We start from the raw sequence: 16966 nt of genomic DNA, 5'->3' as shown, positions 1-16966 counted from the left end.
TCCTATTCCCCTACCCCTGATTCCTCAAAGCTTTCCTCAAAATATTTAATTTTACTATATAATGGCTTTTTCAAGAAGAATCCTATTAGAATAAATATCATAACATAGCTTAATAGAACTACTATATCTAGTGCTACTTTGGATGAAAGAGGACCAGCAATAGCCTCTCTATATCCTCCTATAGCATAGGTGAACGGAAAAAAAGGCTGGAAAATTCTAAAAATTAAAGGATCTACCTGTATAGGATAAGTTCCTCCAGATCCTGCAAGTTGTACTACCATTAATATTATTGCAGCAACCTTTCCTAAATTTCCAAATACGCTCATTAAAGTATAAACAATAGTTGAAAATGCAAGTCCAATTATTACTGATATCATGACCAATAAAAATGAATTAACGGTATATACATGTAATAGAAAAATATCTCCAATAGAAACTATTAACCCTTGTAGCATTCCTAATACTGCAAAATATAGAAGTTTACCAAAATACTTCTGCCTTGGAGTATAATGATCTCCTTCTGGAATAATAACTGGATTCACTTTAAGCACTGATATTAACATAAGTGCTCCTACCCAAAGGGCTAAAACTGAATAAACAGGTGCCATGGCAGATCCATAGTTAGGTATTCCATAGACAGGTTCTTCCTTTAGGTTTATAGGACTTGAGATATAGTTTCCCATAAGATTCGGATCACTTTGAAGAATGCTTATTATTGCAATTAAATCATCTTCATTTGTTTTTTCTAGCGCTGAACCAAGTACTGAGATTATACCTTTAAAGTCCTTCAATTTATTACTTAAATCCTTTGTTATAGTTCCTGCCAAATTTGATCCTTCTATTCCAAGGGAAAGCATGTTATTAATCTGTATAGACAATCCCTCTGATGTTTTTAATATTTCAGCGGCATCCTTAGTGGAACTTATTAGCTCCTTGGAAATACTATTAAGTTGAGGTCTTGCATTATTATCATAATCTAATAAAATATCTGTACTTTCTTGGACAGACTTATTTGTTAAATCATTTAATAAGGCTATCACTTCACTATTAATATTATTTGTTTCTAGAAGGTACTTTTCTAGTTTTGATAAATTATCCTTTTCCTTATTTAAAGTCTCCTCTAAATTTCTTAATGATAAAATAAGCTTTGCAATTTCTTCATTATTAGCTGTTTTATTTAAGCTCTCTAAATATTTAATTATGGAATCAGAGCTTGTTATGGCTACATTTAATCTACCTTCTATTTTTATCATGTCATTGGTAATATTAGATTTAATTTCCTCGCTACTACTTTCATTAATATCTTGTACTAATGAATGATTTTCCATGGACTCTACCTTTAAATCATTAAGAATTATCCTTATGTTGTTAAAGGATTGATTTAAAGTTTGCTGTACCGTTTCACCTAGATTAGCAGCATTAGTAGTGCTGTTTTCAAGGCTTTGAATTCCATCTGTCATTTGAGGTATGCTTGTCTTTAATTCTACCAAATAACTATTTAGTGCCTCTGCTTCTAAGCTTCCATTATCTAAAGCATTTTCTATTTCATCTAGATGTTTATTGGCATAAATAATCCCTTTTCTAAGCTCCACCAATTCGTTTCTTTTTGACTCTAAATCTTCTCCAACTATATTAACTTTTTCAAAAACTGTCTTATTTACAGTAGAGATAAAGTTGGTTGTGATTTCTCCAACTATTTTTTCCTGTGCAACTTCAGTTATTTTTCCAACTACAGGTGTTGCTTTGGAGTTTACCTTATAAATTATCTGAGGTTTTTTAGGGCTATTTGAAGTTAAACTTGTAATATTATCCGAAAAATCTTCAGGAATTACGATCATTGCATAATAAGCTCCATCTACAAGTCCCATATCTCCTTTTTTTAAACTTACAAAATCCCAACCTATACTTTTGTTTTCTTCTAAGTTACTAATAACTTCTTCACCGACGTTCATCTGATTTCCTAAAAATTTTGTACCCTTGTCCTCATTTACTATAGCTACTGGTATTGTGCTTGTATTACTATAGGGGTCCCAACAGGCTTTTATGTTTATCCATGCATAGAGCGCTGGAATAATACATATTGCAAGTACAACAATTAAAGCTATTGGATTTTTAGCTGTGCTTACTACATCTCTTTTAAAAATTTTAAGAATATTTTTCACTTTTGTCACATCCTAAATTAATACTAATGACTTCAACATACCATATGTTAACAGTTTTCTGCCTTAATTTAAAGTCAAACTTATGGATTTTATGTGAATTTTTATACTTACCAGTCATTTTTTATATTACTTATTATTGAATTTAAATATTATCTTTATCCATTAGGATTTTCTTTATTTCATCAATCCTATGTCCCTGCCTTTTCAAAATTTTTATCTCTTCAATTCTCTCCATTGCTCTTTCTCTTGGAAATCGCCTAGTCAAATTTTCTTCCTCTTGATTAAAAGGCAGCATACCTTCTTCAGTATAAAATTTTAAAGTGCTATATCTTGAATTCGTAAGTCTTACCAACTCACCAATGGACACATATTCTGACTCAAGAATTTTTTCCATAGATCTTTGTCTTGACATCTTTTAATACAACTCCTCTAATTAGGATATCTTCTAAGTCGTACTCCATGAATAGTCGTTCTTCCTCCTGTGGACGTAGGAATGGCTTCATAAAGTATATTATCAATTTTAATGAGAACTATCTTTTCCCCTCTCATTACTTCATACCTGTGCCCCCCTTTAGCTAGACGTGACGTAACTGCCTCTAATCTCTGCTTAGGATTCGAAAACCACTCTTCTGTATCTATAAAAACAGATTGCGAACGTTCAAGCCAAGGAAATACAAAGTTTAACCCTATTCCAGTTGGTGTCTTCATTGCATTCTTCTTTGCTCTCAAAAATTTCTTTATGGCTATTTCCAAGCCATGATATATATTTATTTTAAAAAGTATTTTTGCCAAATACACTTTTTCAGACAGCTCATTCATCTTCACCACAATCTCTTCTAATTCTTTGTTAGAGAAAACCTCTTGAAAACATGCACTCTCACGTAAAAGCCAAAGCATAAAAATAGTTTCATCGCTTACTGGTCCTTCCTCTAAAATCTCCGCGCGTATGCTTTCAATAATTCTAGTATAAACTTCACTTTTAGTTCTGTATTCCTTCATATCTACATCCATACTGTCATAATACAAATCACATCCTAAAAGATTTGGTATCTCCTCAATAAGCTCCTCCCCCTCTAAAGAATCTACCATAGTCTTTTCTAAATTCGCTAAATCTTTTTGCGATAAATTTGCTGCTTTAGTAAGCCACCATGAAAAATTGCCTTTATCCTCTTCCATTTTTAAGATTGATTTAAAAACAGTTTCCGTATATAGCATTGTATTCTGATTATTAAATATACTTTTATCCAATATTAATTGTCCTTGACTTTCTCTTAAGCATCCCTCTAAATAAGCTTCTAAAATAACTGCTGCTGCCATGCAGTTTAGCGATACCTTTTTTGACACAGTCATAGTCTTAGCATCTTGTGCATTTAAAGCTATAAGAGAAAAGCATTGTGATAACTTTAAATCTTTCATACACATATCTCCTTTTGTAAATTTATTACTTTTACTTACTACTTACTACTTATGATTTAATATTATACTCTCTTTTCATAATTGTCAAACTTTTTAATTCTTCTTTCGCATCAATATTTAGATGATTAGTAGGTTCATCTAGAAGCAAAATATCAGGTTTTTCTAATAAAAGCTTTCCTAAAATAATCTTACTTCTTTGACCCCCGCTAAGCTCTTGCGTTTTTCTCTCTAATAATTCTTTAAATCCCAGACCTGAAGATATTCCATTTATCCTTGATTCTATGGATTTAATGTTTCATCTATTCTAACTTACCATGATCCATGAAATAGTAACAAGTTCATAAACATTTCTGTATCAATTATGCTCAATAAAAAGTAGGTGATGTAAAATTTCCTCTGGAAGGATATCCTGCGCTTTTTCATATCTCATAAATCATTGCTCCTATCTACATCTTACTTTGTAAATAAGGCACAACAATAAATAAAACATGAATTCAAATTAATTCTCTAATTAGCTCTGAACAAATTGTTTCATGTCTTACTATAGTTGTGCAGATCTGCTGACTGTCCTAAAGAACATAATCGTTACTTTATGAAGAAAAATATTTAATCTTACTCTTCATAGAAAGAACTCCTAACCCATTTAACTTTAAATATAAAAAACTTAGCGTCAGTTACTAATTTTAACTGACGCTAAGAAAACTACTCTATCTTTTAATGTACATATCTAAACTACCGCTACCTTATCTTTTGAAGCGTGAATCTTTCCAACTACGTAAGACGAAATAGATACCGAGAGAAGAGAACAAATTATCTTGTCTACTGAAATATAAGTTAAAGAAAGCATCAATACTACAAAATCAGCAAGAAAATATGCCTTTGAAATCTTACATTTGCTTAACTTTGAGATGATTAGCGCTAAGGCATCATCCCCTCCTGAAGCCCCTCCAGCCTTAAGAATTATTCCAACACCTAGCCCTACAATTAGTCCACCTAAAACCGCTGCTGATATAGGATAGCCATCTAAACTTGGAAGAACATATCCAAAGTACTCATAAATATTGTAAAACATAGAGAATCCAAAGCTAGCAAAAATTGCATTCTTTAAAAATGTCTTACCTAAAAGCTTGTATGCAAAGAAATAACAGATAGCATCCATTCACAATCCAGTTATACCAGGTGAAATGCCAATCCAATGTTTTATAAACAATGTCATTCCTAAAATTCCGCCTTCGGTAATATTACTTTGGCTATGAATATTGTATAGGCCAAAAGATAAGATAGCAGCTCCCAATAGCAAAAGACAGTATTGTTTTTTTATTATTTTCGTATTTGCCTTTTGTAATAACATCTTAAAACTCCTTTCTATCATTGACACTTTCAAGTATAAAGGATATAGTAACTATATTGTCAACAGATCTTTCCTATGATTTTCTCAAAATAAAAATTTGTGTAATAAGGAGAATTTCTATATGAATACACGCTTTACTGTAGGTGAAATGGCAAAGCTTAATAACATTTCAAAACAGACCTTAATATTTTACGATAAGGAAGGAATCTTCAAGCCCAAAAACATAGACCCAATAAACGGATATAGATACTATACTGCCGATCAACTTGAGGTTCTAGATAGTATTCTGATATTAAAAGAAATGGGACTACCTTTAAAAGCTATACGCGAGTTTATGGAGAATCGAAACAGCGAAAGTGCAATTTCTCTTATGCAAGACCAGCAAAAAGAAATTAAAAATAAAATTAAGAATCTAAAACTTATAAATAAACGTCTAGAAAGAAAAGTTAGAACTTTAGAGGATTTTTCAAAGAATAAAAAGAATGTTTCTTTTATGTTTTGCAATGAAACGGAATACCTAGCCATAGAAAAAGTTGGGGATCCTCAAGACCTTCTTCATCTTGATATAGCACTAAAAATTCTTCTTAATAAAGCTGATAAGTTTAATTATCCACACTATTATCAAATAGGTGCTATGGTTCCTGTGGGGAATATATTATCTGATGATTACACCTCAGCTCACTATGCTTTTATTCCTTTAGAATCAAAGCTAGCTAATATAAAAATCCACAAAAAAATTAAAGGTACCTATGCTTCTATATATCACATAGGCACTTACCCCTCTATAGGGGAATCTTACAAAAAATTATTAAATGAAATTTCAGCTGCCGGCTATAGACCTCAAGGCTATTCCTATGAATACTGCATCCTTGACAGCTTAACTTCTAAAGAAAGTGATGATTATGTTACCGAAATACAAATTCTCGTTGAAAAAGTTTAATTCAATCAAAATTCTCAGTTTCAATATCTTTAATTAAAATCAAAAGGGACAGTCCCCAACTAGGATTGTCCCTCTTTCTTTTACCTTTAAACTCTAAACAATATAATCAACAACTATACGTTCTTCTTTTACCTCTGTAATAAACTCTACTACCTTAAGGTGTTCAGGATGAGTTGCATAGGCTTTAAGCTTTTCTTCACTTTCAAACTCAGAACATAAGACAACATCATAAGAACTGCTTGTATTGCTTATGTCTATCCCAACTTCTAAAAAACTTACCTCTTCTATAATTTCAGGTAATTTTTCTAAACGCTCCTTTATTATTTGAGCATTTTGATTCTTATCATTTCCATTGCTAAAATCCTTTAGTTTCCACATTACTATATGCTTTATCATGGAATTCTCCCCCTTAAATTTATTGATTCCTTCTATTATCCCATATTAATAAAATTATGCTACCGGCTAAATAACATAAAATATCCTTTATATCAAAGGTACTTCCAATAATAATGGAAAGTACTTTATTATTCTCTAATCCTAGCACCTTTACAATATTAAAGAATTGCATTACTTCAACAAAGGCTGCAAAAACAAATAAATACACTGGTAAAAGTTTTATTTCTCTTTTACAAAAGCTTTTTACTAAAGTATATAGTAGCACAATTACTAGAATATCCCCAATGTAAGGTCTAATAATTCTGTCATGTATGAAAAGTGCTATAAATACTTCAATAAAAAATACAATAATAAAAGCTTTTAGATATTTGAAATTTATCTTCATATTTTCTCCTATAAGTTTATATTTTCTTTAAGTAATCTATTTAAAAACAAATCTTTTTAACCTATCATTTACACTTCCTAATGTAGATGGAACTATTTTTAATATACTTGGTAAAAATAAAGAAACTATAAAAGCTACAGCACTTATTGCAAATATCTCATAGCGCATAGGTTGTCCAATATAAATTTGATATCCATGAATTGCTGATATAGCTATTGCCGCTACTATTATAACCTTTGATGCAATCCACGATATTAAACTTATTATCTTGCACAAAAATATTATTATAGATAATATAATTATCACCGGTATTGCTAAAACTTTCAATATCATTTGGGTTACTGTGCCTGCTGTAGATGATTCTTTCCTATCCTTAGCTGATGTTTTTTTATTCTTATCTCTTCTATTTTTTTCTCCATCTTTATTTTTGCTAGTTGAAGATTTTTTCTTATTATTTTTCTGTTTTTTTCTTGATGAATTCTTTGATGAACTTCTCCTGTTTTCTTTCTCATATTCATCATCTTCAAAATCATGAAATTCATCTTCATTAGCGCTATTTTTTAAATTCTTCTTTGAGTAATTATCTTCATAGCTATTCACATCTGAATTGTGCTTATACTGATTTTGTTCCCTTTCTGTCTTTATTGCCTCATAAGCTTCATCAAATACTTTTATAAATGCATTTGCTCTTTTTTCATTATTTATCTCTTCTTTAAATTGGTTTACTTTACTTTTGTATGCTCTCGTTACCTCTTCCATTGATGCCTTTTCATCAACACATAAAATCTTATAATGTTCCATAATTCATTGTCTCCATATTATAAATTAGTAATATATTTTTTCCACCAAAAACAATATATTCTTTTTCTTTTGTTTTGTCACTATTATATCAGTTCTGATAAATTAGTTGAACGGTAATTATATCCTCCATTCTTCTAATGAGGTTATTTAATGCCGTTTTTCGATTTTAAAAAGTACCGCACTACAAATATGTTCAATTAATCTTTAAGTTCATTTATAAAAATAAATAGTGTATGTGGAAATAATTTTTTATCCCACATACACTAAATACTCTATAATTTATAAACCTAAAAGTTCTTTTTTCTTTACCTCAAACTCTTCTGGTGTCAATACACCCATGTCCATTAACTGCTTATATTTCATCAATTCATCTGCAGTAGACACGTTATTAATTACTTGAGTTGTAGGATTCATTTTAGCTTCTTTATTTAATTCTTTCTCTTTATTTACAGTATCAATAAAAGAATTCATTGTTATAAGTGATACATTTTCTATTTCTCTTGGAGTTGCTCCATCTGTAATAGATATTTTACCGAATATTCCTTTTTTAGAATAAGATATACTATTAATTCTGTCTAAAGGAATATCTGTTGTTTGCAATTCACGATTTCTCTTTTTATCTATGTGCAATACACGTTTATTAGTACATACCATAAGCCAAGGGCTTCCATTTGTTAAGCCGCTTGTCATAGCTTTGATATTTTCATCACCTAAAAGTATAAATGGTAATTCCTTAATCTCGTCTTTTAGAGATTTTAAATTATCTTTAAATGGTAAGTTATCTATTTCAGTTTGAACTTCACTTAATGTTTTTCTAGATCCCCTATCTTCTTTATTTCCATAATTTTTACATAAATACTCTATAGCTATTTCCCCAGCATTTTGATTCTTCTTTGTGTATACTAAATTTATAGGTTTATTTCCTACTATAAGTTGTATGATTCCATTTGTAGCTATAGTTACTTTACCCATTATTTTTACATCTTTTATTTCTGTAAATAATATCTCTTTGCCATCATAGATTAATCTGTCACTTAATAAAGTCCATGTTTTTTGAAATGCAGATTTAAATGTTAAATTCATATTATTATCAATTGCCATAACTTTTCCCCCTTATATTAAGAACATTAATTTCTATCTTCTTTATAATAACACAATTTCAAATTATATGAAAATTTTTTATTTTTATATCCATCACCCACAATTATATCTCCCCTCTAGCTTTTAGATATTTATATAATCCATAATAAGTATATTTTCTATGGTGGTTTGACATTTCGTAGTACCTCCAGCTATATCTATCATCATAGTCATTTATAAACCATATTTTAGGTTTTATATCATATACTTTATAATCTTCTAATATATCTTCACTAGACTTATAATTAGATGAACATATTATTATAGAGTCTTTTTTTATAGTTTTCCCTTTTTCATATTCCTTCTCTTTGCTTTCTCCCCATGGGGTCAACTTGATATTGAAATCAAATATTTTTGATGCTTCTTCTATTAAAGGTGATTCTATCTTTTCTATCTTTACATCTTCATTTACTGTAAATGCAATAGAGCCTATGTTATCTGAAGTTTGTGCACTGAAGTGCTCTAGAGCTACAGGATTATTTTTTTCTTTGTATAAAACTATTTTTCCTAAATCCACATCCATTTTTAATCCATCATCAAATTCAACCGTAGCCTCGCTTAGTACAAGTTCTTCAGAGTAATCCTCATAATTAAAAGAATGGCATGTCACATTTACTGTATGAATTCCATACCTTCCATACTTATTCACATTAGAATTTTCATCTATAGATCCAATTACATTACTCCATCTATTATACTCTGTTGCAAAAAAATCTATGTCTGGAGCTTCTTTAAAGGTTATTCTAACGACACGCCGTGTATCATCTACGTTAGAAATATATTTTAATTTAAATCTCTCTTCCCCTAAAGAATATTTGTCTCCAATTTCATAAGTACCAATTTCACAATAATTTATTAAAAATACAGGCTTTTCTAGTCTTAGCTTACCGATTAACATTATGACTATTATTAATGATAACATTATTAACGTAAGCGATATTTTTAGTATTTTATTGTTTTTACTCATAGCTCCCCTCACCCCATTTACATAATTATACCATTAGTGTAAGTTTATCACTACAAATAAATATTTCTATATTTTTACTTACAAAGATTTGCAAATGTAAAATTTAGTATTAGTCATTAATAAGGTTACAATTTCAATGTTTATGATATAATAAAGTGTATTTACTTAATTTAATTGGAGGATTAGACGATGCCTATAAGAATTGCAATTTTAGGCGGCCCTAGATGTGGTAAGACTACTCTTATACAGCAAGTATATGTAGACTTAAAAGTAAAAGGCTTAAATGTAGGTGCTGCAACTGAATATAGTACAGATTACTTAAAAGAAAAAGGTATGATAGAGACCATTTCCGAGCAATATGGAATTTATCTTGGACAGAAAATGTTAGAGGATTCTCTTAATGAATTTGATTATGCTATAACCGATTATGCCACATTTATTCCATATGTATATGGAAGATTTATGCTTGGGGATAAGAAGAGAAGTACCAAAGAAAAAGAAATTTTAAAAGATCTTTATGGACTAGCCCTAAGTGATCTTGATAAATATGATTATCTATTTTTTGTTCCTAGAGAATTCGGCTACAAGCAAGACGGTATAAGATGGCAGGATGAGACACTTGCTAAATCAATTGATGAAGCAATCAAACAATTTTTAGATTCCGAAAACGTACCTTACATAACCATAGAAGGTTCTACAAAGGAACGTTCAGAAAAAATCCTTGAGATACTAAATATCAAAGAATTATCTGAGCAGAAAAAAGATGCTTAGAAAAAGACTGCATCAAAAATATCAAAACTTTTGGTGCAGTCTTTTGTTTCAATCTTATTACGCTTTTAATAGATTATTGTTAATTTGGGTTTATCTTTGCATAAACATAAGTATCCCAATAAATAGGGTTGCCTTTTGAATCTAGATGAAAAGAAATAATTCAACATAAAAAATCCCTACACATAAGTATAGGGATTCTCATAACTATTTAGGTGGCATTACAACCGCTTTTCCTTTTACAACAACTTTTCCATCTTGATTAGTGCAAATTGTATCTAAAACAATTCTATTTTTTTCTTCTATTTTCTCTATAACCTCAATAGTTGCAGTTACAGTATCTCCAAATTTAACAGGAGCAGTAAACTTCAATTCTTGAGATAAGTATATAGTACCTGGTCCAGGTAATTGCATTCCAAGCACCGTTGATATGTAACTTGATGATAACATACCATGGGCTATTCTGCCTTTAAACATAGTATCTTTACAATATTCTTCATTAAAATGTGCTGGATTTAAATCTCCACTTACTCCACCAAATAATACTACATCTGCTTCGGTTACCGTCCTGCTATAACTTGCTTTATCTCCTAAATTAATTTCATTAATAGTTTTGCCAGTCATATTTTCCATCTCCTTTTACTTCTAAATTGTGTTTATTAATATTATTAAACTATACCCATAGATCCTAAGATTATAGCTGCTATTAACGCTACAATTGGTATAATCACTGAAACCATCATGATATCAAAATATGATTTTTTATGAGTCAATCCACATACTGCTAATAATGTTACAACAGCTCCATTGTGTGGTAGGCTATCTAATCCTCCACAAGCTATAGTTGCAACCCTATGAAGTACTTGAGGGTCTATACCATAAGTGTTGGCAAGCTTAAGTAGATTTTCTCCTAATGCTCCTAGAGCAATACTCATTCCCCCTGATGCTGATCCAGTGATACCTGCAAGAGCAGTTACTGAAATACCTTCTGCAACTAACGGATTCTTTGATATTCCTAAAATACTTCCTTTAACTATCTCAAAAGCAGCTAATGAACTGATAACATTTCCATATCCAACTGCAGCAGATGTGTTTAATATAGCTATTAATGAACCATTAGCACCTTCATTTATTATTTTTACTGGATGGTCAAACTTTTTATAGTTAGTAAATAAACATATTAAGATTGAAATCAGAAGTGAAACTATTAAAGCCCATGTACCTCCAACCTTTTGTATTGTAGTATTATATTTACTTAAGTCTCCCCAATCCATAAATGATTCTACAAATACAAACTTAGATAATAAGAAATTTAATACTAGAACTAATAAAATTGGTAATATTGCAATAAAAAAGTTGCCTAAACTCTCATTAACTGGCTCCTCTTCTATATCTCTAATTGCTTCAGCAGCCACTTCTCCTTCTTCCGGTGAAAAAGCTTCTTTAGCTAAAATAGCTTTCTTTGCTCTATACATAAGCCATGCGCATCCTCCAACTGCCATTATAAGAGATGCTATGATTCCCAAGACAGGTGATGCCCAAGTATCTGTTCCAAAGAACGGCATTGGGATAGCATTTTGAACTTGTGGAGTACCTGGTAGTGCAGTCATTGTAAAAGTAAATGAGCCTAATGCTATGGATGCTGGTATTAATCTCTTTGGAACTCCAGCTTCTCTAAACAAAGATACCGCTATTGGATAAACGGCAAATGCAACAACAAATAATGAAACTCCTCCATAAGTTAATATTGCACATGACAGTACTACTGCAATAATAGCTTTTTCCTTTCCAAGCTTTTTAGCTATGGTATTAGCAATACATTTAGCTGCTCCAGAGCTATCCATAACCTTTCCGAAAATTGCTCCAAGAAGGAATATTGGGAAATAGGTTCTCACATAGTTTGCTAAACTTACCATATAGGTTTCAGTATATACAGGAAGTAAGTTTAAGCTTCCGCCCAAAATAACAGCTAGTAAAGCTAATACTGGAGTAAGTATTATAACGCTCACTCCCTTATAAGCAAAGTACATCAAAAGTATCAAAGAAATAATTATTCCTAAAACTCCAAACATTATTTTTTCCCCCTAACTTTTATTTTTCTTTATTTTGGTATTTCTCTTTTAATTTCTGCTCAAGGCCCATCAAAGAATCATTGAATATACTGGAATCCATTAATTTTAAGTTTTCATCTACAATAGGTTTAAAATCCATCAAGTCTAAAACATCTTTTTCTAAATCTATCCCCGGTGCAATTTCTATTAACTTTATTCCTTCAGAAGTAAGTTCAAAAACAGCTCTTTCTGTTATATAAAGTACAGTTTGTCCAATATCTCTTGCGTACTCACCGCTAAAAGTAATGTGCTCTACTTCAGACACAAACTTTTTGCAATTACCTTCATTTAATATATTTAGTTTTGAATCGCTAATATCTATTTTCAAACCTCCAGCTGTAAAAGTACCACAATATACTACTTTTTTAGCATTTTGAGTTATATTTATAAATCCTCCGCAGCCAGCTATTTTAGATCCAAATTTGCTGACATTTATATTTCCATATTTATCACATTGAGCTAATCCTAAAAATGCAATATCTAAACCACCGCCATCATAGAAATCGAACATAGAGTTTTGATCTATTATTGCATCTGGATTTATTGAGGCTCCAAAGTTTAATCCTGAAGCAGGCACTCCACCTATAGGACCTGATTCAATAGTTAGTTTCATATAATCTCCAACCATCTCTTCATTACTTACTGACGCAATGCCCTCTGGCATTCCAATTCCTAAGTTAGTTATAGAATTAGGCTTTAACTCCATGGCAGCTCTTCTAGATATAATCTTTCTTTCATTTAAATCCATTGGTTTAATAGAATTCAAAGTGACTCTTATCTTTCCTGCAAAACTTGGATTATACTCTTCAGCAAAAGTTTGCATATGATTTCTTTTATCTTTAGTTATAACTATATAGTCAACTAAAATACCTGGAAGCTTGACATAATGAGGATCCAAAGTTTCTTTCTTAACCATATTTTCAACTTGAACTATTACTATTCCATTGGAATTTTTAGCTGCTTGTGCCATAGCTAGTGCATCTAACTGAGCTGCTTCTTTTTCAAAAGATATATTTCCATCCTCATCTGCATAAGTTCCTCTTAAAATAGTAACGTCTATAGGAAATGCTTTATACAGCAAATAATCCTCTCCAAATATATTTGTAAGTGAGACTATCTCTTCTTTAGTGATATCGTTTAACTTACCTCCACTAATACGTGGATCTACAAAAGTTTTTAATCCAACCTTTGTGATTGTTCCAGGTTTGTTTGCTGCTATATCTCTATATAAGTGACTAATTACGCCTTGTGGCAGATTATAAGCTTCTATCTTGTTTTCTATAGCGAGCTTTTGAAGTTTAGGTGCTAATCCCCAATGTCCTCCAATAACTTTTTTTACTAATCCCTCATGACCAAAATGGTTTAATCCCCTATCTTTTGAATCTCCTTGCCCTGCTGCATAAACAAGAGTTAAATTTTTAGGTCTTCCTGATTTAATGTAATCTTCCTCAATTCCGCTAGTTATTTCTTCAGGATGTCCGGTTCCTATAAATCCTCCAACTGCAACTGTAGCATTATCTTTAATTATTTTTTCAACTTCATTAGCTGTTATAAATTTAGCCATAATATCCCTCCAATAATTTTAAATTGAACCTGTTAATACATAATTAAAGCAATTTATATACCAAACTATTGAAGCTTAATTCGCTTAAAATCAATACAAATGCATTCTTTTTCTCTATTAGAGGCTATATTTTTTTCAATTTTCAAATAAATGTGTATGGATACCTTTACATATAAATCAATTTCAAAACCTAACTGTTAACTTTACTTAACATCTTTTTTACATTTAATTTTAAGTGTAAATAAAAACTAACACTTTGAGAAAACGTTTCACAAAGTGTTAGTAAAATAATAATTTTTTATTTAAATTTTAATATCATATTTCTTTATCTTCTCATAAAGAGTTACTCTGCTTATGTTAAGCTTCCTAGCCGCTAAACTCTTATTCCCTTTATATGTTATCAAAGCTTCATATATAACTTTCTTTTCTGTATCTAAAAGCCGCTCTTCTAAAGTTTTTATATCCTTTATAATAGGTTCATTCTTCTTCAACCTTTCTGGCAAATCATTAACATTTATAACATCAGATTCATCTATTATATTTAAACACCATTCAATCACATTTTGTAACTCTCTTACGTTGCCTGGCCAATCGAATTTATTTAAAAGTGCCATTGCTTCTTTAGATATTTTTTTAACTTGCTTCCCCATCTTTAGTGATAATAAGTTCAAAAAGTGATAGGATAATAACTCAATATCTCCTTCTCTATGTCTTAAAGCCGGTACGTTAATTTTAATAACATTTAGTCTGTAATATAAATCTTCTCTAAAGGTTTTTTCCTTTACCATGGCTTGTAAATCTTTGTTGGTAGCAGCAATTATTCTTATATTTAATTTAATTGGCATATTAGATCCTATAGGTTCTACTTCTTTTTCCTGCAGCACCCTCAAAATTTTTGCCTGCATAAATAAAGGCATATCTCCTATTTCATCTAAAAATATAGTTCCATTGTTTGCAAGTTCAAATTTTCCTATTTTCCCAGACTTATTTGCTCCTGTAAATGCACCTTTTTCATATCCAAATAATTCTGATTCTAAAAGTTCTCTCGGTATAGCTGAACAGTTTACTCTAACTAATGGCTTGTCTCTTCTACTGCTTAATGAATGAATAGCATGTGCAAATAACTCTTTACCAGTACCACTTTCACCTAATAATAAGACTGTGGAGTCAGTTAATGCAGATTTAACAGCTAATTCTTTGCTCTCTAATATAAGATCACTCTTGCCGATTATTGAACCTAATGAATATTTTGAAGTAACTTCTGCTTTTAAACTGCTTTTATAACAACTTATCTTCTTTTCCATATTGAATATCTTGTTATATAGCTCTTGAACTTCCCTAGTATCTTTATAATTTACATAGCCCAATACTCCTGTTATTTTACCTTCTTTAATTATAGGTATTCTGGTAGCTATCATATTTCGACCATGAATTCTTTGAAGGTGTGAATACTCCGCTTCACCAGTTTTCAAAACCTTATGCATCCTAGTATTTTCAACTACCTCTGTGATATGCTTGCCTATTATTTCATTTTGTACTACACTTAAAAATTCACAGTAATCTTCAGACATATGAACTATTTCTGACTTTGTATTTATAATTACTATTCTCTTACATATAGCGTCTAATATTTCTATGCACTCTAAGCTTAATATCTCTTCCACATTTCTCCCTCCGTTTTATTTATATTTACATTTTTCGTATATATATTATTATTTTCTCAAAAATATGTACTACAGTTAATATAAATATATTATCATAATAATTTTTTCTATAAAATATATTTTTTTCTATTTTATCACAAAAGGGATATTTCATAAATTGAAACATCCCCTTTTACTATGAGAATTGATATATTTTTAAAATCCTTCTTTATGATTATCATTATTTGAATGTATAGTAAGATTCTTTGAAGCACCTTTCTTTTTCTTGATAACAGCCCCTCCTGCTATCCCACCAACCAATAATACAGCCATTGTAGTTTTTATAGCTCTATCTTGAGATTCTTTCTCTAACTTTAATTTTTCTACACCTTCATTATAAGATGATAATAATAATTCCTCAACACCAGCTAATTGTTCTGGTATATCATATTCTTTTCCTGTGTGTCCATATTCATAAGCAATATCTTTTTCTTTTTCTATATCAGCTTTTCCTTCATTGTATCCTTCATCATATGAATTCTTTTCTTCAGAATGTTTAAAATTAGAAGAATCAGCCTCTTTATTGTTTACAGCTTTTTCATAGCCTAAATCATAAGCAATCTTCTTTAAATTAGAAGTTTTATTACTATAAGATTTTTTATACTCCTCTTTTAATTCATTTGGAACATTGCTGTCAAACTCTCTCATAGTGAAATTAACAGCGTCCTCTTCTCCAAATTTAAAATACTTCTCTTTATTTTCGTTTATATATGCCTTCAAACCATTATCGTAACCCTTTGAATAAGAACTTTTAATAGCTTGTACATCATATGTATTGTTTTCATTTTCTCCTTTAGAACCAAGTGCAAATCCCTCATCATAAGCTGTTTTAATTTTAATTTCTAGTTCTTCTTTTCCCTTTTCATATCCACTTGAATATCCACTTTTATATTCATTTGCATATGTTAAGGAACTTGAATCATTATAAGTATCTCCATTAGATCCTGCTTGGTATCCAGCATCATATCCATTTTTTTGAGCTTCATTCCTTTTTGAAACATCATTATCATTTGAGCTCGTTGATGAAGATGATGAATTATTCCCATAAGGACAAACTCCATTAGCATGTAAATGTGCTGGATGTCCTCCACAATGATAGTGATAATAACCAAGTCCTGATACATTTTTATTATCTCTATGCCCTCCACTAGAATCAGTTCTACCTTTGTGTGCAAATGCAACTTGAGGAGTTAAAGTTATTACTATTAATAATGACATAATTGTTTTTAAAATTTTCTTTTTATTCATGTTTCCCCCTATTT

Annotated in this window: 15 protein-coding genes and 2 pseudogenes; 2 read left to right on the top strand and 15 right to left on the bottom strand. The window is 30.4% G+C overall.

Translation table 11 applies throughout. The features are described 5' to 3' along the window. Positions 1-2 precede the first annotated feature (2 nt). The 5 genes and pseudogenes from KQH81_RS02260 to KQH81_RS02240 form a co-directional block, all read right to left on the bottom strand. Positions 3-2162 carry a YhgE/Pip domain-containing protein gene (locus tag KQH81_RS02260; protein ID WP_035770982.1) on the bottom strand — a complete coding sequence of 720 codons (2160 nt, stop codon included), beginning with the start codon at positions 2160-2162 and terminating at the stop codon, positions 3-5. Between the two features lie 142 nt (positions 2163-2304). After that, positions 2305-2574: a helix-turn-helix domain-containing protein gene (locus tag KQH81_RS02255; protein WP_027639352.1), complete on the bottom strand. Its 270-nt coding sequence runs from the start codon at positions 2572-2574 to the stop codon at positions 2305-2307. Between the two features lie 17 nt (positions 2575-2591). After that, positions 2592-3578: a hypothetical protein gene (locus tag KQH81_RS02250; RefSeq protein ID WP_027639353.1), complete on the bottom strand. Its 987-nt coding sequence runs from the start codon at positions 3576-3578 to the stop codon at positions 2592-2594. Positions 3579-3657: 79 nt separating this feature from the next. Beyond that, positions 3658-3864: pseudogene (locus KQH81_RS17580) on the bottom strand (ATP-binding cassette domain-containing protein); the annotation flags it as partial. Positions 3865-4305: 441 nt separating this feature from the next. Further along, positions 4306-4929: pseudogene (locus KQH81_RS02240) on the bottom strand (YitT family protein). A gap of 121 nt (positions 4930-5050) precedes the next feature. Here KQH81_RS02240 and KQH81_RS02235 point away from each other — a divergent pair. Next, the gene (locus KQH81_RS02235; RefSeq protein WP_027639354.1) at positions 5051-5869 is read left to right on the top strand and encodes a MerR family transcriptional regulator; all 819 of its coding nucleotides are present in this window, start codon (positions 5051-5053) and stop codon (positions 5867-5869) included. A gap of 93 nt (positions 5870-5962) precedes the next feature. Here the strand turns inward: KQH81_RS02235 and KQH81_RS02230 are convergent, their stop codons facing one another. The 5 genes from KQH81_RS02230 to KQH81_RS02210 form a co-directional block, all read right to left on the bottom strand. Further along, positions 5963-6265, bottom strand: a complete 303-nt coding sequence (locus KQH81_RS02230; protein ID WP_027639355.1) for a Dabb family protein — start codon at positions 6263-6265, stop codon at positions 5963-5965. A 19-nt stretch (positions 6266-6284) separates the two neighbouring features. After that, the gene (locus KQH81_RS02225) at positions 6285-6650 is read right to left on the bottom strand and encodes a ribosomal maturation YjgA family protein (RefSeq protein WP_027639356.1); all 366 of its coding nucleotides are present in this window, start codon (positions 6648-6650) and stop codon (positions 6285-6287) included. A gap of 36 nt (positions 6651-6686) precedes the next feature. Then, a complete protein-coding gene (locus KQH81_RS02220; protein WP_230028783.1) occupies positions 6687-7451 on the bottom strand; it encodes a hypothetical protein in 765 nt (254 codons plus the stop codon). A gap of 279 nt (positions 7452-7730) precedes the next feature. Then, the gene (locus KQH81_RS02215) at positions 7731-8552 is read right to left on the bottom strand and encodes a PH domain-containing protein (RefSeq protein WP_230028781.1); all 822 of its coding nucleotides are present in this window, start codon (positions 8550-8552) and stop codon (positions 7731-7733) included. A gap of 103 nt (positions 8553-8655) precedes the next feature. After that, the gene (locus tag KQH81_RS02210; protein ID WP_027639359.1) at positions 8656-9558 is read right to left on the bottom strand and encodes a hypothetical protein; all 903 of its coding nucleotides are present in this window, start codon (positions 9556-9558) and stop codon (positions 8656-8658) included. Positions 9559-9747: 189 nt separating this feature from the next. Between KQH81_RS02210 and KQH81_RS02205 the strand changes: the two genes are divergently transcribed. Beyond that, on the top strand, positions 9748-10329 hold the full coding sequence (locus KQH81_RS02205; protein WP_027639360.1) for an AAA family ATPase: 582 nt from the start codon (positions 9748-9750) through the stop codon (positions 10327-10329). 204 nt (positions 10330-10533) lie between these two features. Here the strand turns inward: KQH81_RS02205 and KQH81_RS02200 are convergent, their stop codons facing one another. The 5 genes from KQH81_RS02200 to KQH81_RS17710 form a co-directional block, all read right to left on the bottom strand. Then, positions 10534-10950, bottom strand: coding sequence for a MaoC family dehydratase (locus KQH81_RS02200; RefSeq protein WP_027639361.1), 417 nt, complete (start codon positions 10948-10950; stop codon positions 10534-10536). A 44-nt stretch (positions 10951-10994) separates the two neighbouring features. Beyond that, on the bottom strand, positions 10995-12398 hold the full coding sequence (locus KQH81_RS02195) for a GntP family permease (protein WP_035770985.1): 1404 nt from the start codon (positions 12396-12398) through the stop codon (positions 10995-10997). A gap of 19 nt (positions 12399-12417) precedes the next feature. Continuing rightward, positions 12418-14001 (bottom strand): acyl CoA:acetate/3-ketoacid CoA transferase, encoded by a 1584-nt coding sequence (locus tag KQH81_RS02190; RefSeq protein WP_051196299.1) that lies wholly within the window; start codon positions 13999-14001, stop codon positions 12418-12420. A 302-nt stretch (positions 14002-14303) separates the two neighbouring features. After that, positions 14304-15665, bottom strand: coding sequence for a sigma-54 interaction domain-containing protein (locus tag KQH81_RS02185; protein WP_051196300.1), 1362 nt, complete (start codon positions 15663-15665; stop codon positions 14304-14306). Between the two features lie 195 nt (positions 15666-15860). After that, entirely contained in the window at positions 15861-16952 is a 1092-nt protein-coding gene (locus tag KQH81_RS17710; protein WP_343751798.1) for a hypothetical protein, read from the bottom strand. Between the last annotated feature and the right edge of the window lie 14 nt (positions 16953-16966).

The organism is Clostridium cadaveris, from assembly GCF_020911725.1.
Taxonomy (GTDB): Bacteria; Bacillota; Clostridia; order Clostridiales; family Clostridiaceae; genus Clostridium_X; species Clostridium_X cadaveris.
Note: the sequence above shows the minus strand (reverse complement) of the source record. Positions and strands in the feature narration are given on the sequence as shown.

Coding starts and splice junctions, on each gene's coding strand:
- KQH81_RS02195 (WP_035770985.1), bottom strand. CDS start 12,398: ATGTTTGGAGTTTTAGGAATAATTATTTCTTTGATACTTTTGATGTAC.
- KQH81_RS02205 (WP_027639360.1), top strand. CDS start 9,748: ATGCCTATAAGAATTGCAATTTTAGGCGGCCCTAGATGTGGTAAGACT.
- KQH81_RS02200 (WP_027639361.1), bottom strand. CDS start 10,950: ATGACTGGCAAAACTATTAATGAAATTAATTTAGGAGATAAAGCAAGT.
- KQH81_RS17710 (WP_343751798.1), bottom strand. CDS start 16,952: ATGAATAAAAAGAAAATTTTAAAAACAATTATGTCATTATTAATAGTA.
- KQH81_RS02215 (WP_230028781.1), bottom strand. CDS start 8,552: ATGGCAATTGATAATAATATGAATTTAACATTTAAATCTGCATTTCAA.
- KQH81_RS02220 (WP_230028783.1), bottom strand. CDS start 7,451: ATGGAACATTATAAGATTTTATGTGTTGATGAAAAGGCATCAATGGAA.
- KQH81_RS02235 (WP_027639354.1), top strand. CDS start 5,051: ATGAATACACGCTTTACTGTAGGTGAAATGGCAAAGCTTAATAACATT.
- KQH81_RS02255 (WP_027639352.1), bottom strand. CDS start 2,574: ATGTCAAGACAAAGATCTATGGAAAAAATTCTTGAGTCAGAATATGTG.
- KQH81_RS02225 (WP_027639356.1), bottom strand. CDS start 6,650: ATGAAGATAAATTTCAAATATCTAAAAGCTTTTATTATTGTATTTTTT.
- KQH81_RS02230 (WP_027639355.1), bottom strand. CDS start 6,265: ATGATAAAGCATATAGTAATGTGGAAACTAAAGGATTTTAGCAATGGA.
- KQH81_RS02190 (WP_051196299.1), bottom strand. CDS start 14,001: ATGGCTAAATTTATAACAGCTAATGAAGTTGAAAAAATAATTAAAGAT.
- KQH81_RS02210 (WP_027639359.1), bottom strand. CDS start 9,558: ATGAGTAAAAACAATAAAATACTAAAAATATCGCTTACGTTAATAATG.
- KQH81_RS02250 (WP_027639353.1), bottom strand. CDS start 3,578: ATGAAAGATTTAAAGTTATCACAATGCTTTTCTCTTATAGCTTTAAAT.